Source organism: Tsukamurella strandjordii, from assembly GCF_039525985.1.
Taxonomy (GTDB): Bacteria; Actinomycetota; Actinomycetes; order Mycobacteriales; family Mycobacteriaceae; genus Tsukamurella; species Tsukamurella strandjordii.
In genome coordinates, this window is sequence record NZ_BAAAII010000006.1 from 315,613 (window position 1) to 338,633 (window position 23,021).

Genomic DNA, 23,021 nt, shown 5'->3' on the forward strand with positions numbered 1-23,021 from the left:
GCGACGACCACTGTCCGAACCGGCTGCGGTGCAACAATTGTCGCAACAACTTGAGATTCGAAAACCTTGCTATTTGTTGAAGTTTTGCATTCGCCTCGGATCGCGTTAACTCGGCGTTAAGCTGGCGTCCTCATCGGGTGTTCTCATCATGTGGTCGAGGAGGGCGAGATCGTGGCGGAGGCTGTGGACGAGTCGGGGCGCTCGAAAGGTCCACCAGGACAGCGAAAGGCGTTTGCCTGGGCGGTCTACCTGCTCGTCGTGGTCGTCGTGGTCTCCGCGGCCGTCTACTACTCCTTTCAACGAGGTGGCCTTACCGCTGACATTCGCAACAAAGCAACGCTCATCGCTCCCGCGGGCGCCGGCGGCGGTTGGGACCTCGTCATGCGCGAATCGCAGGCGATCATGCGAAAAGAGAAGATCGCCACGAACATTCAAGTGATCAACGTTCCGGGAGCCGCAGGGACGATCGGGCTGTCTCGGCTCCACTCCATGCCGGGGCGCGCTGATGTCGCGATGGTCGGCGGTACCGGACTCGTAGCCGGCGTCCAGCAGACCAAATCGGCGGTGAAGGTTTCCGATGTCACCCCGATCGCGCGGATCTTCGAAGAATACGACGTGCTCGTGGTGCCCGCGAACTCCCCGTACAAGACCGTCGACGACCTGGTTGCAGCGTGGAAGAGTAACCCGCAATCGCTCCCGTTCACCGGCGGCGGAAGTTTCGACCAGCTGGTCATGGCCCAGTTTGCCAGGGCTGCAGGAATTTCGCCGAAGGCTACGACGTACATACCGAAGGCCGGCGGCGGTGAGGTGGCACAGGCGCTGGTGACCGGTACCGCCAAGGCCGCGTTCTCCGGCTACGCCGACCTGGTGGACCAGATTCAAACAGGACGGCTGCGCGGGCTCGCGATGGCAGCCAAGGATCCGATCAGCGGGGTCGATCTTCCGACGCTCCGCCAATTGGGATACGAAGTCACGCTGGCGAACTGGCGTGCGATCTTCGCGCCACCGGGAATCTCCTCCAATGATGTCAAGAACATCCGGGACGTCTTCGCGGAGGTCTTGCGGACGGAGGACTGGGCGGAGGCCGAGCGCAGGAACAAGTGGACGCGGTCCTGGCTCGACGGGCCCGAACTCGCGACCTTCATCGCCGACGAGGATCGCGTCGTCGCCGGACTGTACGAGGAGCTGGGCAAATGACCATGGAGGACGAAGGGGCGAGCCTTGCGACGGCGCGCACCCCGAGCGGACGTTCCGCGCTCGTCGTGCCGGCGATCCTCGCCGCTGCGAGCACACTCGTCGTTATCGGCATTCTCACCATGGACGTCCAGGCCAAGGATAAGCCCGGACCGACCTTCTTCCCGTGGCTGCTCGCACTCGCGGGGTATGCACTCGCCGCGGCTCTCGCGGTGAGCTTCATCCGTCATCCCGATGAGCTCGCGCGGGCCGAGAAGAAGTTCCGGACGTACACCGATTGGGCTGCTGCGGGCTGGCTCATCGGTGGGCTGCTGGCCTTCGCGGTCCTGCTCGAGATCCTCGGCTGGATTCTCGCGGCCGCCCTGCTCTTCTGGTGCGTGACGAGAGCGTTCGACAGCAAGCGACCCCTGGTCGATGTCTCCGCCGCCCTGCTGCTCTCCAGTCTCGTCTTCCTCATCTTCGGCGTCCTGTTGGACGTCCCGCTTCCGTCCGGGATCTTGGGGGGCCTGTAGACATGGATCAATTCGGACTGCTACTCGACGGATTCGCGGGTGCCCTGTCGCCTGCGAACCTCATGTGGGTCGTCATCGGCTGCCTGATCGGGACCGCCGTGGGCGTTCTGCCGGGCCTGGGCTCGTCAATGGCTGTCGCGCTTCTTCTGCCGATGACCTTCGCGCTCAATCCCACCGCGGCCTTCATCCTGTTCTCCGGCATCTACTTCGGCGGCCTCTTCGGAGATTCGACGATGGCCATCCTGATGAATACTCCCGGTCAGGCCTCGGCGATCGCCTCGACCTTCGAAGGTCATCAGATGGCGAAAACGGGAAGAGCACCGCAAGCGCTCGCGATCGCCGCGATCGGTGCCTTCATCGGCGGCATGGTCGCATCCTTCCTGGTGGTCCTTCTCGCCCCGTTCATGGCGGATGTCTCGACGAAGTTCGGTCCAGCCGAGTATTTCGCCCTCGCCCTGCTCGCCTTCGGTGCGATCTCCTCGGTCGTTTCCGAATCCGTGATCAAGGGACTCGCATCCCTGGTGATGGGGCTGATGCTGGCCACCGTCGGGATAGATCAGATCTCCGGGACCGAGCGATTCACGTTCGGCTCCGCGAACCTGTTCGACGGGATTTCGCTGGTCATCGTCGCCGTCGGCATGCTGGCGCTCGGTGAGATCATCATCGTGGCAGGACGATTCCGCCGCGATCCCGCTCCGAAGGCGCTGGGCGCCAAGGCCGGGCGTGCGTGGCTCTCCCGCTCCGAGTTCAAGGAGGCGATGCCCGCGTGGGGCCGCGGCACCGCCATCGGGCTGCCCTTCGGTGTCATTCCCGTGGGCGGATCGGAGGTCCCGACCTTCCTGGCCTACGACGTGGAGCGCCGTCTGGACAGGCGACGGAAGGTCCCGATGTTCGGAAAGGGGGCACCCCGAGGGCTCGCAGCGCCGGAGGCCGCGGGAAACTCGACAACAGGCATGGCGATGGGGGCGCTCCTCTCACTGGGCCTGCCGGTCTCCGCGACCGCCGCCATCATGCTCGCAGCCTTCCGGCAGTACGGGCTTCAGCCCGGGCCGTTGCTGTTCGACAATTCGCCGGACCTGGTGTGGGCGCTTCTCGCGAGCTTCTTCATCGCCATGGTCGTGCTGTTGATCATCAATCTGCCGTTCGCCCAGCTATGGGCGAAGCTGCTGCTGATTCCCGCGCCCTACTTGTACGGCAGCATCATCGTCTTCTGCGGACTCGGGATCTATGCGACCTCGCCGACGACCTTCGATCTGGTGATGTTCCTCGGTATCGGGCTGTTGGCCTTCACCTTCAAGCGCTACGACGTGCCGATCGCGCCCCTGTTGATCGGCATGGTGCTCGGGCCGCTCGCCGAGACCAGCGCCCGTGATGCTCTGCTCTCGTCGAACGGGAACTACTCGGTGTTCGTGTCCTCGCCCATCTCGGTCGGCCTCTACAGCTTGTTGCTCCTGGTGCTCCTGCTCAAGGCCCGCCAAGTCGTCACCTTCCGTACCGGAAAGGATGTCTGAACATGACGATTCTCGTCGCCCACTCGACGACCCCGGAGAGCGCGGCGGCCCTCCAAGCGGCCTACGCGGAGTCGGAACGTCGCGGCAGGGAGGAGATCGTGATCTTCATCCTGGACGGGGACGAGCCGGATATCGCGAATGCGGCCGAGCGGGGCCTCGCGGTCACCTTCCGGCACCCGAAGGAACTCGATCGCGATCCGGTGGGCGGACTCGTCGACGCCGGGACGGAGCTGGACGCCTCCGTGCTCATCATCGGTATCAAGCACCGCACCCCGACCGGCAAGCTGCTGTTCGGTTCCTCCGCGCAGCGGATCCTGCTCGATGCGACCTGCCCTGTTCTCGCGGTGAAGGTGAATCAGGGCTAGGCGGCAGTCGAGTCAGCGCCAGCCGAGGGCCGGGGCCACGTCCTTGACCAAGGACTCCAGGAGCTTCGTGTTGTACTCCACTCCCAGCTGATTCGGCACCGTCACCAACAGCGTGTCGGCGGCGGCGATGCCCTCGTCCTCCCGCAACTGCTCGATCAGCTGATCCGGTTCGGCGGCGTAGGTGCGGCCGAACACCGCACGGAACGAGTCGATGGTGCCGAACTGATCACTTCCTCGGCCCTCGTGACCGAAGTAGGCGCGGCTCTCGTCGTCGATGATCGGCATGATGCTGCGGCTCACCGAGACCCGCGGCTCACGGTCGTGTCCGGCCTCCGTCCAGGCCTCGCGGAACTTGCAGATCTGCGTGGCCTGCTGGACGTGGAAGGGCTCGCCCGACTCGTCGGTCTTCAGCGTGGAGCTCATGAGGTTCATGCCCTGCTTCGCCGTCCACTCGGCGGTCGCGTCCGATGCCGCGCCCCACCAGATCCGGTCGCGCAGCGTAGGGGAGTGCGGCTCCACCCGCAGCAGGCCCGGCGGATTCGGGAACATCGGCCGAGGGCTCGGTTGCGCGAAACCCTGGCCCTCGAGCACCTTGAGGAACAGTTCGGTGTGCGAGCGTCCCATATCGGCATCGGTCTCGCCCTCGCCGGGCTCGTAGCCGAAGTAGCGCCAGCCGTCGATCACCTGCTCGGGCGATCCCCGGCTCACCCCGAGCTGCAGTCGCTCACCGGCGATCAGATCAGCAGCGCCCGCGTCCTCCGCCATGTACAGCGGATTCTCGTAACGCATGTCGATCACGCCCGTGCCGATCTCGATCCGCGAGGTCCTCGCGCCCACGGCGGCGAGGAGCGGGAAGGGCGATCCGAGCTGCTGAGCGAAATGGTGCACGCGGAAGTAGGCGCCGTCGGCGCCCACCTCCTCCGCCGCCACCGCCAGATCGATCGACTGGTGCAAGACGTCCGATGCGCTGCGGGTCCGTGACCCCGGCGCGTCGCTCCAGTGTCCGAACGAGAGGAATCCGATCTTCTTCATAGCCCCCTCAACTCCGGACTGCGGTCCGATTATTCCTGGATCAGGACCGGGTGCGGGGAAGCTGCCGGCCCACCAGGCGCCCGCCCTCCAGCAGGTGCTCCGCGACCAGCCGCGGCACATCGTCGACGCTCACCCCGCCGTACCAGGCGTCGTCGGGTTGCACCGTGATCACCGGCGCGTGATTGCACGGGAACTGGCACCCCGTCACCGTGACCAGAACATCGTCGTCGCCCAGGTCGTGCCGCCGGAGCTCATCGCTCAGCGCGCCGGAGAGGCCGGACGCACCCCGCGCCGAACACCGCGGCCCGCGGCACACGAGTACCTGGTGCCGGTGGCGCGGCACGTCCTCCCACGCGGCCGATTCCAGCGGCACCGCATCTGCGGCCATCGGAGCGCCACCGGCGGTGATCGCGGCGGCGAGGAGGGCCGGATCGGGCGCGGAGAGCAGTGTCGGGGCGAGGCGCACCGTCGGGGCCGCGGCGCTGAGCGCGAGCCGCTCCCGCAACCAGTGCGCGGCCACCCGGCGCAGCCATGAACGCTTGGGTCCCGGTTCGGCCCAGCCGGTCCCGATCAGCAGCAGTTCGGGGGCACCGCCGTCGGCGGCCCGGCTGAGCACATCGACCAGCGCGGGATCGTGCACCTGGAGGAAGGCCGGCTCGGCACCCGAGCGCAGGGCGAGCGCCGTCAGCTCGTCCGGATCGATACCCGCCGACATGCCAACGAGGACCGTGGTCACGGCAGTCCCTTGATGCCGTCGGCGATCCGGCGTGCCCCGTCGAGCAACCGGACGCCGGAGGTGGTCTCCGAGAACGGGATCACCACGAACCTGTTCTCCCGCACGGCCCGCAACTGACTCATCGCCGGATCCGTGCGGGCGAAGTCGATGCGGGACTGCGCGGGACTGCTGGTGGAATCGGCCACCACGATCACGTCCGGATTCGAGCCGATCACGTTCTCCATCGACACATCGGCCCAGTTACCGGGCCGGTCCGCGAAGACGTTCACCCCGCCGACCGATTCGATCAGCAGCTGCGGCGAGCCCTTGCCCGCACCGACGAACGGGATATCGGTCTTGGAGTCCCACCACAGGATCCGCTGGCCCCGGGCCGCACCTTTGAGTGCGTCGCCGTTCAGCTCCGTCTTCTGGTCGGCGGTGAGTTTCGCGGCCGCCTCCTCGGCGCCGAAGGCCTTTCCGGCTGCGGCGAACTCGTCCCAGATCAGGTCCCAGGTGGCGCGCTCGGGCTTCTTCTGGCAGCCCGCCGGGGCGAGCACGGTGGGAATGCCGCGACCCGCCCACTTCGCGCGTTCCCCTCCGGCCTTGTCCGTGAACGCCGAGGCATAGGACGCGTAGATCAGGTCCGGGTTCACCGACAGGACCTTCTCCTGCGTGGGGTACTTCGGGGCCAGCACGGGAACGGTCGCGTAGTCGGCCTGGTACCGCGGGGCCACCGCGTCGTCGAGGTAACCGGTGCCCGCCATCCGGCTCGCGACGCCCAGCGCCAGCGCCACCTCGGTAGCGCCCTGGTTCATGGTCACGATCCGCTGCGGCGCGGCCTTGACCTCCGAGGGGACATCGCACGTCGTGACCGTCACGGGGAAGTTCCCGGAGGTCTGCGTGCTGGGGCCGGCCGACGGTGCGCCGGCGCCGCACCCGGCGAGCACGGCACTGGAGGCGATGAGGGCGGGAAGCGCGGAGCGCATGGTTCGACTCGTTTCGTCGGCCACCCCGTGCGCGGGAGCGGCGATGGACATCGCGAGCCGGGCGGTATCGGACTCGAGGCAGTGCCTCACACCGTTGCGCGCCAGTCCCGGATTCCCACCGGATTCCCGCAGCCGACTCGGATCGTGACGCTATCAGGCGCAGTTCCGCTCCCGTGGCATCCACGGGGAACGGCGACAGGGGGCTACCGCCGGGTGGCCCACGCGGCGATCGACAGCGCCGCCACCCAGGCGGCGAGCACCGCCAGCGAGACCCAGGGCGACCAGGAGACCGTGTTCGCGGGGACGCCGATCGTGGCGAACTGGGCGTTCGTCGCCGGAAGCCATGCCAGCACCGCCCGGCCGAAGGGGAGCGCCGGAACCGCGATCGCCTCCACCAGGAACCACCAGCCCAGGACCGCGCCCACGCCGGCGGTGGTCGACGATGCGAGGTACCCGACCGCCAGGCCCAGGATGCTCAGCAGCGCACCCGCGACGGGTGCCGCTACCACCAAGCGAACGACCTCGCCCGCCGGCGCGGGCAGTCCCGCGACCGCGCCGATCACCGCCGCCACCGCGGCGGACGCCAGGCCCGTAACCGCGCCCCCGGAGCCGGCGACCACGGCCTTCGCGGTGTAGACCAACGAGCGGCCGGGGATCAGGACGCGGGTCAATGCGAGCGTGCCGTGGTCGCGGTCCAGCCCCACGAGCAGCACACCCGAGACCGCGAGCAGCGCGCCGCCCACCAGACCGAACCCGTACGCCGCCGTGGTCACCGTGGCGCCGTGGAACGCGGATGCGAACACGCCCACCACGATCGCGACCGCGATGCTCACCGCCACCGTGCCGCCGAGCACCGCGCGGTATCCCGCCGACGTGCGCGCCTTTCGCGCCTCGGCCGAGACCGCGCGGCGCAGCGCCGGCCGTGGGATCACCGAATCAGTTGTCCCGTTCGCGACATCCGTCATGGGCGGGGCGTCGTCGTCGCCCGTCAGCCGGAAGTACACCTCCTCGAGCCCGGACCTGCCGGACCGGGCGGCCGGAACCAGTTCGGGGAGCGGGGCGTCGGCGACGACCGCACCGTCGCGCAGGGCCACCACCCGATCCGCGGTCTGCTCCAGCTCGGCGAGCAGGTGCGAGGACAACAGCACCGTGCGCCCCTCGTCGGCCAACCGCCGCAGGGTGTGCCTGATCCACGCGATGGCCTCCGGGTCGAGTCCGTTGACCGGCTCGTCGAGCACTACGGTGCCCGGATCACCGAGAACCGCACCGGCGATCGCGAGACGCTGCCGCATGCCCAGTGAGTACGACCCCACCGACTGCTGGGCGACCTCCTGCAACCCCACCAGCTCCAGCGCCGCATCGACCCGCGCAGCGGGCAGTCCCATCGCCGCCGCCAGCCACAGCAGGTGATCGCGCGCCGATCGCGACGGTGCCGCCCACTCCGCATCCAGCAGCACCCCGATCGTGGTGCCCGGGTTGGGGAGTTCGTGGTAAGGCGTGCCGTCGATGGTGACGGTCCCCGAGGTCGGGATCTCCAGCCCGGCGATGAGCCGCAGCGTGGTGGATTTGCCGGCGCCGTTCGGGCCGATCAGCCCGGTGACCGCGCCCGACGGGGCCGTGAAGCTGAGGCCCTCGACCGCCACCGTCGGGCCGTAGCGAACCGTGACGTCCCGGAGCTCGATCACCGCGGCTTCGCGACGACGACCGGCGCGGGAACGGGTCGCGGCGAGGGCTTGACCGCGGCGACGGACCCGGTGGTCGGCGCGGCGGCCGGCGGCTTCGCCACGGACGATGACGGTCCGGACGGCCGGGCACTGGTCGTCGGTGCCGCCTTCGGGTCGTTCTTCGGACCACTCTTCGGATCTGTCGGGGAACCGGTGACAGGGCCGCCGCCCTTGCCGCTGCGGGCGAGTTCGGCCAGTTCACCCAGGCCGCTGAAGACGATCGGGGACCACCGGCCGGTCTGCAATCCCGTGAGCACCTGCGCCTCCCAGGCCACGAAGCAGGCGCCGAGCGGGGTGGCGACCATCTCCTGCAGGACCGGCGCGAGATCGTTGCCCGCCTTGGTCAGCGCGTCGATCACCTTGGGGCGGTACTGGGCGTACCAGGGCTTGATCGCGTCGTAGACCGCTTGCTCGGCACCGTTGAGGGCTCCGACCGGACCCGCCAGCGCGGGCTGCGCCTTGGTGATCTCCGGGGCGAGCGCTGCCAGGAAGGGCCCGAACAAGCTGAGGATCGGGTCGTACGCCTGTCCCGCGGCGAAGGCCTCATCGGTGAAGGCTCCGGCGGCGGGTGCCAGCAGGATCAGCGACGCGAGGCCGCCCTTCTCCTTCGGCTTGGGCCACCCCAGCGGGCACTGGATATCGGCCGGGTTCACGCCCGGGACCACGCCGGCCACGGCCGCCGGGGCCGAGGCGCTCGACCCCGCCGGTGCGGTACTCGGCGAGGGGGCCGAGGGCGCCGGGGCGGGCGGTGCAGTCGGCGCCGCGGCGGCGGTGCCGACGGGGACGGTCACGGCCAGGGTGGCCGCGATCGCGAGGCCGAGAGTGCGCGGAAGGCGATACATGCGTGGCTCTTTCGTCGGATCGATCGGGAGAGGAGGCAGGTCACCGGGTGGGTGGGGGTCCGGGTTCGAAGACGCCCTCCAGGTGCCAGACGCCGGTGAAGTCGTTGAACGGTCCGCCCTGGATGTGACTGGTCCAGTCGAGGGTGAAGCGCCGGGTGGCGGGATCGAAGGTGCCGGTGGCCGATGGGCCGGTCGACTTCGCCGCGGCGGGCTGGGCCAGCCACCGCTGCGAGACCACGTCCCACGCCTTGGCCACGTTCTCCTGTCCGGCGGCGGTGGCGTCGGTCTGCGGCACCGGTTTCGGAGCGCCCTGGTTGAACTCCTGGTTGTTCCACGATGCCGCCCAGGCCGCGACATCGGCGGAGAGCGCGGTGCCGGTCCGGGTGACCGAGGGTGCGGGCAGTGCGGCCCTGGTCTGCGGATCGACCGCGTTGGTGGAGATTCCGAACAGCACATCGAAGAACTTGGTGGGCGTGATCACGGAACCCGATATCGAATCACCATTGCGGAAGCCGGGTTTCGCCTCCGATTGGTAGGCGCCCGTGCGCAGCCCGCCTGCGGCCCCAGGGGAGAGTGCGGTCACCTCGCCGCCGGCGATGGGCGAGTTGGCGTTCGAGACGAACGGGCCCTGCGCGGTGCCGCCGACGATCGCCATCTTGAAGTAGGTACCCGTGGGCTTACCGTCCGCGAAGCCGCCCGGGGTGAACCGGAACAGACCGACCAGCTGCTCGGGTGCCTCCTGTGGTGCGTCGCTCGACGCCGAGCCGCACGCGACCGCACCGCCCGCCGCGAGCGTGACGAGGGCGAGGGCGAGTGCCCTGCGTGCCGTCATGGATGAACCTTTCGTCGGAGCGCGAGAACGGATGCCGTGGCGGCGATCCCGAGTGCGAGTTCCGCCCACGGGAGCAGGGCGAAGGTGCCGCCCGGAACCGGGACGAGCCGGTTGGTTCGCGCGAGTCGTTGGTAGTCGGGGAGGTTGTCGTTGATCGCTCCGGTGAGCGTCGCCAGGTCGGAGGACACCGTCTGCCACGAGGCCGTGAATGCACGGATCTCGGGTGTGCGGCGCACCGCGGTGCCGCGATCGATCTCGCCGACCGCGCCCACCAGGGTCAGGAAGTCCTGTTGCAGGGTGACCACCTGCTCCTGCGTCATGATCGGCGCGAATCGGTCGATCACCCGCTGGGCCGATGCGGCGTTGGTCGCCAGTCCGGAGGCGAACGGGTGGATCAGCAGGAAGACAGCGCCGAGCAATGCGGCGGCCGCCGCCCACCTGCGCGAGGAATCCGCCCCCGACCGCAGGAGCACCGCGCCGGAGATCGCGAGCCCGATTCCGACGAGCAGGAGCAGCTGCGGGACTGTACCGAGTCCGCGGATCGACCCCAGCCGATCGACATCGCCGCGAGCCGCGGTCGCCGACACCAGGAGATTGCGGGCATTGGACTCGATCGCGGGGGAGCGGCGGGCGAACTCCGCGGTGCGCGGGGCCGTGGCCAGGCGCCCGGACGCGGCCTCCGCCCGGGCCGCAGCCCCGAATCGCGCGACGGAATCGACGTCACCGTTCAGTCGCGCGAGGGATTCACTGGTCAACTGCGGCCCGAACGCGTCCAGCATCTTCGTCGCGCCGACCGTGGTCTTCGGCAGGCCTCCGGCGATCGCCGAGGCCGCGAGGCCGATGCCGATCACGAGGAGTACCACCGCCGGCCACCGCCGCGGCGGTGCCGTCGCCGCCGTGCGGGGTGGGGCCACGGCTCGTAGCCGCGGCACGCCCGCGAGCAGGGCGCCGGACGCCTCGGGCGCAGCGGTCACCCGTTGTAGGTGCCTGTGAGGTGCCACAGGCCGGTGAAGTTGTTGAACGGTCCGCCCACGATCTGGCTGGTCCACTGCAGGGTGTAGGTGTTCCCGTTGATCGAACCGGTCACCGCGCTGGTCTTGCCGGGGAAACCGCCGCCCGGCTTCGGGGCGCCCTGGTTGAAGACCTGGCCGTTCCACGCGACACCGAAGGCCGACAGATCACCGGACAGCGACGATCCGTTCCGGGTGATGGTCGGCACCGACGTGGCCGAACCGGTCTGCGGATCGGTGGCCTTGGTCGAGGTCACGAAGTCCGAACCGAAGAAGGTTCGCGCGCCCGTCACCTGCGACTGGTACGAACCCGAGGTCAACGTTCCGGAGAGCGGCGTGAGCGTCTTGTCCGAGCTGGACGAGTTGCCGTTGGCGAGGAAGGGCCCGGACTGCGAGCCGCTCGGCAGGATCATCCGGAAGTACGACCCGGAGCCGATCGAGAAGGTGCCCTTGAGGGTGTCCGCGTGGGCGGCGGGGGTCGCGACCACGGTGGAGGCCGCCGCCGCGGCGAGCGACAGGCCCGCGATGAACGCGCGGCGGGGAAGGGTGTTGCGCATGAGTCGATCTCGCTTTCGGTGGAGTGAATGACCCGGTGGACGTGACGGTAGCCCCGGTATTACGGACGGCGAATAATTCGGCTCACCACGAATCCGAAGGTGTGATCTGCGTTTCGTCGGGGCTTGCCCGCTGCGCTCGGCGGACGTAGATTTCAACACATGATGAAAAATGGGTGTCTCATCGTGGGCGGCGGCCCCGCCGGAATGGTGCTCGGCCTGCTGCTCGCCCGTGCCGGTGCGCGCGTCACCGTGCTGGAGAAGCACAGCGACTTCCTGCGCGACTTCCGCGGTGACACCGTGCACGCCTCGACCCTGCGGCTGCTCGACGAGCTCGGTCTGGGCGCGCGCTTCGCCGCTGTGCCGCACCGTCTGGTCGAGCAGATGACGGTGCAGCTCGACGCCGGCGAAGCGGTGGTCGCCGACTTCCGCCGACTTCCGGGGCAGCACAAGCACATCGCGTTCGTTCCACAGTGGGACCTGCTGGACCTGCTCGCCGACGCCGCTGCCGCTGAACCGAGCTTCACCCTGGTGCGTGACGCCGAGGTGATCGACCTGATCCGAGAGGGGGAGGCGATCGGCGGCGTGCGATATCGCGATCGGCGGACCGGAGCCGAGCACGAGGTGCGGGCCGCGCTCACCGTCGCCTGCGACGGCCGCGACTCCGCGGTGCGCGCGGCCGCGGGAATCGTCCCGCGCCGGTTCGGGGTACCGATGGACGTTCTCTGGTTCCGGCTGCCCCGCCGCGATGGCGACCCCGACGGGGTGTTCGGCCGCATGAGCGCTGGGCGATTCGCCGTCACAATCGATCGAGGGGAGTACTGGCAGTGCGCCTACGTGATCCCCAAGGGCGGCGATATCGCGCTCCGCGAAGGCGGACTCGACCGCTTCCGGCGCGAGGTGGTCGGGCTCGCGCCGTGGGCCGCCGACCGCATCGCCACCCTCGGATCGCTCGAGGAGGTGAAGCTGCTCAACGTGGAACTCAATCGCGCGCGCCGCTGGTACGCCGAGGGACTGCTCCTCATCGGCGACGCCGCCCACGCCATGTCGCCCGTCGGTGGCGTGGGAATCAACCTCGCCGTCGCCGATGCAGTCGCGGCCGCCCGGATCCTCGGGCCCACCCTGGGCGAGGGAGGCCCCGTTCCGGTCGGACTACTGCGGCGCGTCCAGATCCGGCGGTGGCTCCCCACTGCGCTGGTTCAAGGGGTTCAGCGCGTCGTGCACCGGGCGGTGCTCGCGCCGGCTCTCGCCGCACCCGGCACCGTCGGGACGGGAAACAGGATGCCTCTGCCCATCCGAGTCCTGCGTCGATTCCCCGTGCTCCGGGGCCTGACCGCGCGTGGAGTGGCCATCGGACCACTGCCCGAACACGCACCCGAGTGGGCACGCCGGGCGTCCGCATGAGCGCCGATCAGCGCCGTCACGGCGTTGACTAGAGTCGTGGGGTGACTACTTCGACCATCGCGATCCTGATCGCCGTCGTCGCCGTTGTGCTGGTGCTGATCGCACTGGCGACCGGCTACTACCTCAACAAGCGGCGTCAGGTCTCTCTGAAGGACGACACCACCGAGCCGAAGAGCCTGGACAAGTCCGGCGGCTATCAGGCGGGCGGCGGATTCAACTTCAGCGAGGGCACGCGTGCGAAGGAACCGGTCCCGGCCACGCCGAAGGTGGAGCCGAAGCCGGCCCCCGAGGCGACCGCGGCGCCCGTGCCCGTGGACACCGAGCCGGAGGCCCCGGAGCCCGAGGTGACGCTCGCGGACCTCGCGGAGACCGAGGAACAGCGTCGCGCCGAGGAGGAGCGGGCGCAGGCGGAGGCCCGTCGCGCCGTCGCCGAGGACGTCGAGCCCGATATCGCGAACGTGGCACCGCAGGCACCCACCGAGATCGAGGAGCTCGAAGACGAGCGCGCCGCACAGGGTGAAGCGCCGCTCAAGCAGCTCGACGAGATCGCCCCCACCGAAGGGCGACTCGACCGGCTCAAGGGCCGCCTGGCCCGCTCGCAGTCGACCGTCGGCGCATCGCTGCTCGGCCTGCTCGGCGGTGGCGATCTCGACGAGGACTCGTGGGAGGAGATCGAGGACACGCTGCTCATGGCCGACCTCGGCACCCCCACCACGCTGAAGGTGGTCGAGGAACTGCGCCGCCAGGTGGCCACCAACGGCGTCGCGAACGCCGCCGAGGCCCGCGCACTGCTCCGCAAGGTCCTCATCGACGAGGCCCACCCCGAGTACGACCGCAGCATCAAGGCGCTGCCGCACGCCGGCGCACCGTCGGTGCTGCTGGTGGTGGGCGTGAACGGCACCGGCAAGACCACCACCACCGGCAAGCTGGCGCGCGTGCTCGTGGCCGATGGCCGTCGCGTGCTGCTGGGCGCCGCCGACACCTTCCGCGCCGCCGCCGCCGACCAGCTCCAGACCTGGGCCGAGCGCGTCGGCGCCGAGGTGGTCCGCGGCAAGGAGGGCGCCGACCCCGCCGCGGTGGCCTTCGACGCCGTCGCCCGCGGCACCGCCGAGGGTGTGGACGTGGTGCTCATCGATACTGCGGGCCGGCTGCACACCAAGACCGGCCTCATGGACGAACTGGACAAGGTCAAGCGGGTCGTCGAGAAGAAGGCCGAGGTCGACGAAGTCCTCCTGGTGCTGGACGCCACCATCGGGCAGAACGGGCTCTCGCAGGCCAAGGTGTTCGCCGAGGTCGTCGACATCACCGGTGTGGTGCTCACCAAGCTCGACGGCACCGCCAAGGGCGGCATCGTCTACGCCGTGCAGCACGAACTCGGTGTGCCGGTGAAGCTCGTCGGCCTGGGCGAGGGCGCCGACGACCTCGCACCCTTCGAGCCCGGCGCCTTCGTGGACGCGCTGCTCGGATAGCGGCGCGGGTAACACCCCCGTAACCGGAGGGCCGAAGTTCGCCCGGACCGGTTACACGAGGGCAACATCAGCGCGACCACGGGGAAACCGCCGGGGCAGAAGCTTTTCTCACCTGCGCCGCAAGGGCGCTCGCGAGGAGGTTTCACCCGTGCTCTTGGCTTCTGTCCCCGACGAACTCTTCGGGAAAGTCGACACCGGCACCACCGCGTGGATGCTGATGTCCGCCGCGCTCGTGCTGCTCATGACGCCCGCGCTGGCGTTCTTCTACGGCGGCCTGTCCCGCCAGAAGTCCGTGCTCAACATGATGATGATGTCCGTCGGCTCGCTCGGCGTGGTCTCCGTCATCTACGTGCTGTGGGGCTACTCCACGTCGTTCTCCGGCGAGGGCAACTACCTCGGCCTCTTCGACAACCCCTTCAAGTACTTCGGTCTCGACCAGCTGACCCAGACCAAGGAGGTCGCGGGTGAGACGCAATACGTGCTCAGCGCAGCGGGCAGCGGCCTGCCGGCCATCGTCTTCGCGGGCTTCCAGCTGACCTTCGCCGTGATCACCGTGGCACTGATCTCCGGTGCACTCGCCGAGCGCGTGAAGTTCGGCACCTGGCTGCTGTTCACCGCCATCTGGACCACCATCGTGTACCTGCCGCTGGCGCACATGGTGTGGGGCGGCGGCCTGCTCTCCGGTAAGGAGGGCAGCATCGCGGCCGCGATGTTCGGCACCACCGACGGTGCGGCCAACGTCGCACCGATCGACTTCGCCGGTGGCACCGTGGTGCACATCAACGCCGGTATCGCGGGCCTCATCCTCGCCATCATCGTGGGCAAGCGCCTCGGCTTCGGCAAGCACTCCTACCGCCCGCACAACATCCCCTTCGTCATGCTCGGCGCCGCGCTGCTGTGGTTCGGCTGGTTCGGCTTCAACGCCGGTTCGGCGGGTACCGCCAACATGACCGCCGGCCTGGCCTGGGTGAACACGACGGCCGCCACCGCGGCTGCGATGCTCGGCTGGCTCGCGGTGGAGAAGTTCCGCGACGGCCACGCCACCTCGGTGGGCGCCGCGTCGGGCGTGGTCGCAGGCCTCGTGGCAGTGACTCCCGCCTGCGCCAACATCAGCCCGATCGGCGCCATCGGCCTGGGCATCGTCGCCGGTGTGGCGGCTGCGTACGGCGTGGCACTCAAGACCAAGTTCGGCTTCGACGACTCGCTCGACGTGGTGGGCGTGCACCTCGTGGCAGGCCTGATCGGCACCGTCTCGCTGGGCTTCATCGCCAAGGACACCGGCCTGTTCTACGGCGGCGACTACAAGCAGCTGGTGGTCCAGGTGGTGATCGCCGTGGTTGCGATGGCCTTCACCGCGGTGCTCACCGTGGCCATCGCCTTCGCGCTCAAGCCCCTGGGCTGGCGGATCGACAAGGAGTCCGAGGCCGACGGCATCGACAACTCCGAGCACGCCGAGACCGCGTACGACCTGGTCTGAGCGCCCGGCACATAAGCTGACTACCACCGACTGAGTAAGGATCATTCATGAAGCTGGTCACCGCGATCGTCAAGCCGTTCACGCTCGAGGATGTGAAGGCCGGACTGGAACAGGCCGGAATCCTCGGCATGACCGTCAGTGAGGTGCAGGGCTACGGCCGCCAGAAGGGGCACACCGAGGTGTACCGCGGCGCCGAGTACTCCGTGGACTTCGTCCCGAAGGTCCGCATCGAGGTCGTCGTCGACGACGCCGTGGTCGACTCCGTCGTCCAGGTGATCGTCGACGGTGCCCGCACGGGCAAGATCGGCGACGGCAAGGTGTGGGTCACGCCCGTCGAGTCCGTGGTGCGCGTGCGCACGGGCGAGCGCGGCGCCGACGCCATCTAGGCCGGAGGAAGACGGGTGGCGGCTCCGCGCGAGACCAACGAGCCGGGACGCTCCGGTGCGGCGACCGAACTGGTCGCCGCCCGGAACCGCCTCCTGGACAGGGCCTCCGGCCCGCACCGGATCGACCCGGCCACCCTGAGAGCCTCCATGGCCGACCTCGCCGAGGTCTGGCTCGCCACCAACGGCGCCGCCGCGGGAATCGGCCCCGACAGCGGTCTGGCGCTGGTCGCCGTGGGCGGACTCGGCCGCCGGGAACTGCTGCCGTACAGCGACTTCGACCTCCTGCTCGTCCACGATAACGGCGTCGATCCGGACATCGTCACGGCCGCAGCGGAGAGCATCTGGTACCCGCTGTGGGACGCCCACATCAAACTCGATCACAGCGTGCGCACCGTGCCGCAGGCCGTGCAGGTGGCCGCCTCGGACCTCTCCGCCGCCCTCGGCCTGCTCGATGCCCGGCACATCGTGGGCGATGAGGAGATCACCAATCTGCTGATCAGCGGCGTGCGCCGGCAATGGCGCGCCGATATCCGGTCCAGGCTCGACGAGACCTCGACCCAGGCGCGCGAACGGTGGCGCCGCTCCGGTGAGATCGCCCACCGCGCCGAACCGGACCTCAAGAGCGGCCGCGGCGGCATGCGCGATGTGCAACTGCTGCAGGCGCTCTCGCTCGCCCAGCTCACCGACGGCATCCCGACCCCGTCGGGCTCCGGCCACGGACGGTCGGGCAACGAACTCGCACAGGCCTACGAGCGACTGCTCGACGTGCGCACCGAACTGCACCGGATCTCCGGTCGCGCCCGGGACCAGCTGCGTGCCCAGGACGCCGACGAGATCGCCGCCGCCCTGCGCCTGGGCGACCGCTTCGACCTGGCCCGGATCATCAGCGACAGTGGCCGCACCGTGGCTTTCGCCGTGGACACCGGGCTGCGCACCGCGACCAATGCGCTGCCGCGCCGCGGTGTCTCGCGGTTGCGCCGCGCGCCCGTGCGCCGGCCGCTCGCCGACGGTGTCGTGGCCCACGCCGGTGAGGTCGCGCTCGCCCGCGACGCCCGCCCCGAACGCGACCAGGGGCTCACCGTCCGCGTCGCCGCCGCGGCCGCCGCCGCGGCCCTGCCGATCTCCGCCTCGACCCTGCGCCGGCTCGCCGACGTGGCGCCCGCGCCGCGCAGCCCGTGGCCGGCGGAGACCGTCGCCGACTTCCTCGCCCTGCTCGGTGCGGGCCGCAACGCCGTTCCGGTGATCGAGGCGCTCGACCGCACCGGCCTGTGGGGGCGGCTGCTCCCCGAGTGGGGCGCCGTCCGCGATCTGCCACCGCGCGACGCGGTGCACACCTGGACCGTGGACCGGCACCTCATGGAGGCCGCCGCCTACGCCGCGAACCTCGCCACCCGCGTGGCGCGACCCGACCTGCTGGTCCTGGGCGCGCTGCTGCACGACCTGGGCAAGGGTCGCGGTGGCGACCACAGCGTGATCGGTGCCGAGATCGCCATCGCCATCGCCGCGCGAATGGGCCTCGACGACGCCGACACCGCGGTGCTCGAGGGCATGGTGCGGCATCACCTGCTGCTCCCGGCCACCGCCACTCGGCGCGATCTCGACGACCCCGCCACGATCGAGTTCGTCGCCGAGCGGATCGGCAACGATCCGGTGCTACTCGAACTGCTGCACGCGCTCGCCGAGGCCGACTCCCTGGCCACCGGCCCCGGCGTCTGGGGCGACTGGAAGGCCGGGCTCATCGGGGAGCTGGTGCGGCGCACGACCCGCGCGCTCGACGGCGACACCCCGCCGGCGCCCGAGCCCGTGGCTTCCGAGATCGCCGCGCTCGCGGCCGACGGCGGAACCCACGTGCGGATCGAGCCCGCCCCTGCACTGGGGCCGCACACCTTCACCGCCACCGTGATCGGGCCCGACCGACCGGGTGTGCTCGCCCGGATGGCCGCGGTCCTGGCGCTCGCGGGGCTGCGGGTGCAGAGCGCCACCGTGACCGGCATCGGCGACAGCGCCGTCAACACCTTCGTGGTGGTGCCGACCTTCGGTGATCCGCCCGACCCCGCCATCGTCCGGCAGCGACTGCTCGCCGCGCTCGACGGTGCCGATGTGCTCTCCGAGCTCCGCGAGCGCGAGCGGTCGGCAACCGCGCCCGCGGATGGTGACGAGGCCGCTCCACCGCTCCGGGTGGCCGCGCCGCCGCACCTGCGCTGGTTCGACGGTGCGCCCGGGACCGCCGTGCTCGAGGTGCGTGCGGGAGACACGCCCGGCCTGCTGGCGCGGATCGCGGCGGCGCTGGAGGACGCCGGGGTGGACATCCGGTGGGCCCGCGCCGCGACCCTCGGTGCCACCGTCAGCGACGTCTTCTGTCTCGATGCGGCCGGCGACGAGACCGCGTTCCGGGCTCGTGCGGAGGCCGCCGTGACGGCTGTTCTGCCCGAGGCCGCGCCGCCCACTCCACCGGAGGACGCGGGACGGCCCTAGCCTCCGATAAGCTGGAGCAATGTTCGAATCCCTCTCCGATCGGCTTGGCGGCGCACTCTCCGGACTGCGCGGCAAGGGCCGGCTCACCGACGCGGACATCGACGCCACCGCGCGGGAGATCCGGCTCGCCCTGCTCGAGGCCGATGTCGCGCTGCCCGTGGTGCGCGCCTTCGTCGCCCGCGTCAAGGAGCGCGCCAAGGGCCACGAGGTCTCGGCCGCGCTCAACCCCGCGCAGCAGATCGTCAAGATCGTCAACGAGGAGCTCGTCGGCATCCTCGGCGGCGAGACCCGCAGGCTGAACCTGGCGAAGACCCCGCCCACGGTGATCATGCTCGCGGGCCTGCAGGGTGCCGGTAAGACCACCCTCGCCGGCAAGCTGGCGCATCACCTCAAGAAGCAGGGCCACACGCCCATGCTCGTGGCCTGCGACCTGCAGCGTCCCGGCGCCGTCGATCAGCTCAAGATCGTCGGTGAGCGCGCCGGAGTGCCCACCTACGCGCCGCACCCCGGCACCTCCGTCGGCGGCGAGGGCACGCTCGGCGTGAGCGCCGCCGACCCCGTCGAGGTGGCCCGCGGCGGCATCGCCGAGGCGAAGGCCAAGCAGCACGACGTGGTGATCGTCGACACCGCCGGCCGCCTCGGCATCGACGAGGAGCTAATGGGCCAGGCCCGGGCGATCCGCGACGCCGTCGACCCCGATGAGGTGCTCTTCGTCCTCGACGCCATGATCGGCCAGGACGCCGTGACCACGGCGCAGGCCTTCGCCGACGGCGTCGACTTCACCGGTGTGGTGCTCACCAAGCTCGACGGTGACGCCCGCGGTGGCGCCGCGCTGTCGGTCCGTGAGATCACCGGTAAGCCGATCATGTTCGCGTCCACCGGCGAGAAGCTGGACGACTTCGATGTCTTCCATCCCGACCGGATGAGCTCGCGGATTCTCGGCATGGGCGATGTGCTCACCCTGATCGAGCAGGCCGAGCAGGTCATGGACCAGCAGAAGGCCGAGGAGGCGGCGGCCAAGATCACCTCGGGTGAGCTGACGCTGGAGGACTTCCTCGACCAGATGCTGATGATCCGCAAGATGGGTCCGATCGGCAACCTGCTGGGCATGCTGCCGGGCGCCGGCCAGATGAAGGACGCGCTGGCCGCGGTCGACGACAGCCAGCTCGACCGCATCCAGGCCATCATCCGCGGTATGACCCCGGCCGAGCGCAACGATCCCAAGATCATCAACGCCTCCCGCCGCCTGCGCATCGCCAAGGGCTCGGGCGTTGCGGTCTCCGACGTCAATCAGCTGGTGGACCGGTTTTTCGAGGCCCGCAAGATGATGTCGCAGATGGCGGGCTTCGGTGGCGGCCCCAAGCGGATCCCCAAGCGCAAGCAGAAGGGCAAGCAGGGCAAGAAGGCCAAGCGGCAGGGCCCCACGCAGCCGAAGATGCGCGGCGGCTTCCCCGGGATGCCGGGAATGCCGGGCATGCCCGCCGGAATGGACCTGTCGAGCATGCCCAAGGGGCTCGACCAGTTGCCTCCGGGCCTGGAGGGCATCGATATGGCCGCGCTGGAGGAGCAACTCCGCAAGAAGCGGTGATCCGCTGAGCTACTGTGCCGAGAATGAGCAGTGTGCACTTCTCGGGCTTCACCCTTCCGGGCGGGGAACGCGACGAGTTCTGGGTGAGCGACGGCGCGATCACCCGTGACCGCGCGCCCGCCGATGCCCGGCTCACCGGCTGGGCGATCCCGGGCTACGTGGACGCGCACTGCCACGTGGGCATCGTCTCCGAGGGGGAGCCGGACCTGGTGCAGGGCCGCGCCCTCGCGCTCGAGGACGTCCGGGTGGGCGTCACCGTGATCCGTGAGCCGGGATCGGACCTGGACACCTCGCCGCTCGATGGGAGGCCGGGACTGCCGCGGTTCGTCCGGATGGGGCGGCACATCGCCCTGGTGAAGCGGTACACCCGCGGCCTGGGGGAGCAGCTCGACGATCCGTCGCAGCTCGTGGACGCGGTGCGGCGGCGGGCCGCTGAAGGGCATGCGTGGATCAAGCTGGTGGGGGACTGGATCGACCGGTCCGTGGGCGACCTCGCGCCGCTGTGGCCCGATGACGTGCTCGCCGAGGCCGTGCGGGTGGCGCACGAGGCGGGAGCGCGGATCACCGCACATGTCTTCGGTGAGGACGCGTTGCCCGGTCTGCTGGCCGCCGGGGTGGACGCGATCGAACACGGTTCCGGGCTCACCGACGACACCATCGCGGTGATGGTGGAGAAGGGGATCGGCTTGGTGCCCACCATGATCCAGATCGAGAACTTCCCCTCCATCGCCGCCCCGGCGCAGCAGAAGTTCCCCACCTACCACCGGCATATGACGGCCCTGCACGACCGTCGCGAGGCCACCTTCCGAGCCGCCTGGGAGGCCGGGATCGCGATGTACGCGGGGACCGATGCCGGCGGCTTCAACGTGCACGGGGCCCTTCCCCGGGAGATCGCGGCGCTCGCCGCGGTGATGCCGCCGGAGGAGGCGATCGCGGCGGCGTCGTGGCGCGCGCGGCAGTGGCTCGGCTTCGCCTCGATCGAGGAAGGTGCCCCCGCCGATCTGGTGATCTACGCGGACGACCCGCGGATCGCGCTGGCCCAGGGCGCCCTACCCGCCCCGGTGGCGGTGCTGGTGCGCGGGCAACTCGCGGAACTCTAGGCCTTGACGACATACCCCTAGGGGGTATCGTGGTCGGTGTCATCGGCACCGACCACGAAGGTGGACAGTATGCGTACCTCCCGGATCCTCACCTCCACCGCGCTCGCCGCTGCGGCCGTGCTCGCGATCGCCGGCTGCGGCACCGACAACGGGGGGCAGGGTGGCCAGCACGCCGGCCACGGCTCAGCCACGAGCGCTTCGTCGGACCATGCCGGGATGCCCGGCATGGGCGCCGACAGCCTGTCGGCCACGCGCAACGGCTACACGCTGGCCGCCAAGGACCCCGGGCAGTCCGGCGGCATCTCGTTCACCATCACGGGCCCCGACGGGAAACCGGTCACCGACGTCGTCGACGAGCAGACCGAGCCGATGCACCTGTACCTGGTGCGGGACGACCTCACCGGCTTCCAGCACGTGCACCCCACGGCCTCGGGAGACGGGTCGTGGACCGCTCCGGTCGCCGCGCCGCTTCCCGGCTCCTACCGCGTGTACGTGCAGGTGATCCCGCGTGCCGCCGAGAAGGACGGCCCGATCATCCTCTCGAACCCGGTCGCCGTGGCCGGCATCGGCAAGGACGCCAAGGCGCCGCTGCCTCCCGCCGCGGCCTCCGCCACCGCGGGCGAGTTCGGCGTGACCGTCTCGGGCACTCCCGCAGTGGGCACCGAATCCCGGCTCTCGATCGCCATCTCCCGCAACGGTTCCCCGGAGACCGCGCTCCAGCCGTACCTGCAGAGCTTCGCGCACGTCACGGCGATCCACGAGGGCGATCTGGCACTGTCGCACCTGCACCCCGTCGGCGGACCCGCGACCGGCACCGGCGGTCCCACCGTCGAGGTCGACGCCATGTTCGGCGCCTCCGGGAACTACCGGATGTTCGTCCAGTTCCAGGTCGACGGGCAGGTCCGGACGGTGCCGATCACCGTGGCCGTGCCCTAGCGATCACGCGTGCGCGCGCAGCGCCGCGATCACCCACTCGGCGACCGGCACCATGGCCGGGCGCTGCGGCCAGCCGTTCAGCACCGCCAATAGCGACCAGTAGCGCTCCACCCGGGCATCGGTGAAGGTGACCATCTGGTCGGCCATCGCGCCCCGGTCCGTGCCGGCGGGCACCAGCGTGTCCAGAAGGGCGCCCGCCGCGGCCGACGCCGGATCGACTCCGGAATCCACCGCCTCGCGCGCCGCCTCCAGGTCCACCATCACCGGGGCCTCGGTGGCCTGCGCGCCGGTCACCGCCATCTCGCGGGTGCGGGCCCGGAACGCGGGATCGGCGACCAGGGCGGCCACCTCGATCCACGCGTCCACCTGGGCGGGCGTGGGATCGTCCGGGAGCGTGGCGGGCAGGGACCGCATTCCGGTGGCGATGTGCGCGCCGGGGGCGTCGGGTGCGATGCCGGCGAAGGTCTCGTCGACGAAGTCATCGATGATCCGCTGCCGCTCGGCTGCGGACAGGGTGGCCATCTCGTGCATGATTCTGAGCTCCTCGGTCGAACTGTTCCTGGTGGCGACCGAACGGAGCACGGCGCGGCGCACGCGGAGCGTGCGGATCTCCGCATCGAGCGCTCGGGCATGGGCTAGCGCCACCTCGGCCAGGCTGGTCTGCCGGTCGAGGAGGGCGCGCACCGTCTTCACGTCGACCCCCAGCGAGCGCAACGTGTGCACCAGCTCGAGCCGCGCGACCGCCTCCGCGTCGTACCGCCGATATCCGGCGGCACTGCGAGTGGTGGGCGGCACCAGCCCCTCGTCGGACCAGAACCGGATCGTCTTGACCGACAGTCCGGTGCGGGTGGCGAGGTCGCCGATGCTGAACAGGGTGTCGTGTTCGGTCACGGGATACAGCCTGCGGTC

Annotated in this window: 21 protein-coding genes and 1 riboswitch; of the genes, 12 read left to right on the forward strand and 9 right to left on the reverse strand. The window is 70.1% G+C overall.

All coding sequences use genetic code 11. The features are described from left to right. The first annotated feature begins 150 nt into the window (after window positions 1-150). Genes ABD108_RS12775 through ABD108_RS12790 form a run of 4 tightly spaced genes read left to right on the forward strand, consistent with a single transcriptional unit; the run spans window position 151 to window position 3,582 of the window. Entirely contained in the window at window positions 151-1,197 is a 1,047-nt protein-coding gene (locus tag ABD108_RS12775) for a Bug family tripartite tricarboxylate transporter substrate binding protein (protein WP_343930476.1), read from the forward strand. Continuing rightward, window positions 1,194-1,706, forward strand: a complete 513-nt coding sequence (locus ABD108_RS12780) for a tripartite tricarboxylate transporter TctB family protein (RefSeq protein ID WP_220659345.1) — start codon at window positions 1,194-1,196, stop codon at window positions 1,704-1,706. Before ABD108_RS12775 ends, ABD108_RS12780 begins: the two co-directional genes overlap by 4 nt. Window positions 1,707-1,708: 2 nt before the next feature. Then, entirely contained in the window at window positions 1,709-3,217 is a 1,509-nt protein-coding gene (locus ABD108_RS12785) for a tripartite tricarboxylate transporter permease (RefSeq protein WP_343930477.1), read from the forward strand. Window positions 3,218-3,219: 2 nt separating this feature from the next. Further along, window positions 3,220-3,582: a universal stress protein gene (locus ABD108_RS12790; protein WP_220659344.1), complete on the forward strand. Its 363-nt coding sequence runs from the start codon at window positions 3,220-3,222 to the stop codon at window positions 3,580-3,582. A gap of 12 nt (window positions 3,583-3,594) precedes the next feature. Here the strand turns inward: ABD108_RS12790 and ABD108_RS12795 are convergent, their stop codons facing one another. The 8 genes from ABD108_RS12795 to ABD108_RS12830 all read right to left on the reverse strand — a co-directional run bounded on the left by ABD108_RS12795 (window position 3,595) and on the right by ABD108_RS12830 (window position 11,280). Continuing rightward, entirely contained in the window at window positions 3,595-4,614 is a 1,020-nt protein-coding gene (locus tag ABD108_RS12795) for an LLM class flavin-dependent oxidoreductase (protein WP_343930478.1), read from the reverse strand. Between the two features lie 40 nt (window positions 4,615-4,654). Continuing rightward, window positions 4,655-5,350 (reverse strand): (2Fe-2S) ferredoxin domain-containing protein, encoded by a 696-nt coding sequence (locus ABD108_RS12800; RefSeq protein WP_343930479.1) that lies wholly within the window; start codon window positions 5,348-5,350, stop codon window positions 4,655-4,657. Then, window positions 5,347-6,315 (reverse strand): ABC transporter substrate-binding protein, encoded by a 969-nt coding sequence (locus tag ABD108_RS12805; RefSeq protein WP_343930480.1) that lies wholly within the window; start codon window positions 6,313-6,315, stop codon window positions 5,347-5,349. Before ABD108_RS12805 ends, ABD108_RS12800 begins: the two co-directional genes overlap by 4 nt. 42 nt (window positions 6,316-6,357) lie before the next feature. Then, window positions 6,358-6,467, reverse strand: a riboswitch (cobalamin riboswitch). 51 nt (window positions 6,468-6,518) lie between these two features. Beyond that, window positions 6,519-8,000 (reverse strand): ABC transporter ATP-binding protein, encoded by a 1,482-nt coding sequence (locus ABD108_RS12810; RefSeq protein ID WP_343930481.1) that lies wholly within the window; start codon window positions 7,998-8,000, stop codon window positions 6,519-6,521. Next, a complete protein-coding gene (locus ABD108_RS12815; protein WP_343930482.1) occupies window positions 7,997-8,881 on the reverse strand; it encodes a hypothetical protein in 885 nt (294 codons plus the stop codon). Before ABD108_RS12815 ends, ABD108_RS12810 begins: the two co-directional genes overlap by 4 nt. A gap of 40 nt (window positions 8,882-8,921) precedes the next feature. Then, window positions 8,922-9,713: a hypothetical protein gene (locus ABD108_RS12820; RefSeq protein WP_343930483.1), complete on the reverse strand. Its 792-nt coding sequence runs from the start codon at window positions 9,711-9,713 to the stop codon at window positions 8,922-8,924. Next, window positions 9,710-10,687: a hypothetical protein gene (locus ABD108_RS12825; protein WP_343930484.1), complete on the reverse strand. Its 978-nt coding sequence runs from the start codon at window positions 10,685-10,687 to the stop codon at window positions 9,710-9,712. The genes ABD108_RS12820 and ABD108_RS12825 overlap by 4 nt, the downstream gene beginning before the upstream one ends. Beyond that, window positions 10,684-11,280, reverse strand: a complete 597-nt coding sequence (locus ABD108_RS12830; RefSeq protein WP_220659336.1) for a hypothetical protein — start codon at window positions 11,278-11,280, stop codon at window positions 10,684-10,686. Before ABD108_RS12830 ends, ABD108_RS12825 begins: the two co-directional genes overlap by 4 nt. Window positions 11,281-11,439: 159 nt before the next feature. On the opposite strand from ABD108_RS12830, the gene ABD108_RS12835 reads away from it, so the two are divergent. The 8 genes from ABD108_RS12835 to ABD108_RS12870 all read left to right on the forward strand — a co-directional run bounded on the left by ABD108_RS12835 (window position 11,440) and on the right by ABD108_RS12870 (window position 22,112). Beyond that, entirely contained in the window at window positions 11,440-12,681 is a 1,242-nt protein-coding gene (locus tag ABD108_RS12835; RefSeq protein WP_343930485.1) for an FAD-dependent oxidoreductase, read from the forward strand. A gap of 41 nt (window positions 12,682-12,722) precedes the next feature. Beyond that, complete coding sequence (gene ftsY / locus ABD108_RS12840; protein ID WP_343930486.1) at window positions 12,723-14,150, forward strand: signal recognition particle-docking protein FtsY; 1,428 nt, start codon at window positions 12,723-12,725, stop codon at window positions 14,148-14,150. Window positions 14,151-14,361: 211 nt separating this feature from the next. Then, entirely contained in the window at window positions 14,362-15,627 is a 1,266-nt protein-coding gene (locus ABD108_RS12845; protein ID WP_343930646.1) for an ammonium transporter, read from the forward strand. Window positions 15,628-15,674: 47 nt separating this feature from the next. Continuing rightward, window positions 15,675-16,013 carry a P-II family nitrogen regulator gene (locus tag ABD108_RS12850; RefSeq protein WP_220659333.1) on the forward strand — a complete coding sequence of 113 codons (339 nt, stop codon included), beginning with the start codon at window positions 15,675-15,677 and terminating at the stop codon, window positions 16,011-16,013. 15 nt (window positions 16,014-16,028) lie between these two features. Further along, window positions 16,029-18,488 (forward strand): [protein-PII] uridylyltransferase, encoded by a 2,460-nt coding sequence (locus tag ABD108_RS12855; RefSeq protein WP_343930487.1) that lies wholly within the window; start codon window positions 16,029-16,031, stop codon window positions 18,486-18,488. A gap of 19 nt (window positions 18,489-18,507) precedes the next feature. Further along, window positions 18,508-20,076 carry a signal recognition particle protein gene (gene ffh / locus ABD108_RS12860; protein WP_220659331.1) on the forward strand — a complete coding sequence of 523 codons (1,569 nt, stop codon included), beginning with the start codon at window positions 18,508-18,510 and terminating at the stop codon, window positions 20,074-20,076. 23 nt (window positions 20,077-20,099) lie between these two features. Continuing rightward, on the forward strand, window positions 20,100-21,176 hold the full coding sequence (locus tag ABD108_RS12865) for an amidohydrolase family protein (RefSeq protein ID WP_343930488.1): 1,077 nt from the start codon (window positions 20,100-20,102) through the stop codon (window positions 21,174-21,176). 69 nt (window positions 21,177-21,245) lie between these two features. Beyond that, window positions 21,246-22,112 (forward strand): hypothetical protein, encoded by an 867-nt coding sequence (locus ABD108_RS12870; protein WP_343930489.1) that lies wholly within the window; start codon window positions 21,246-21,248, stop codon window positions 22,110-22,112. 3 nt (window positions 22,113-22,115) lie between these two features. Here the strand turns inward: ABD108_RS12870 and ABD108_RS12875 are convergent, their stop codons facing one another. Continuing rightward, complete coding sequence (locus ABD108_RS12875; RefSeq protein ID WP_343930490.1) at window positions 22,116-23,003, reverse strand: helix-turn-helix domain-containing protein; 888 nt, start codon at window positions 23,001-23,003, stop codon at window positions 22,116-22,118. Window positions 23,004-23,021 lie beyond the last annotated feature (18 nt).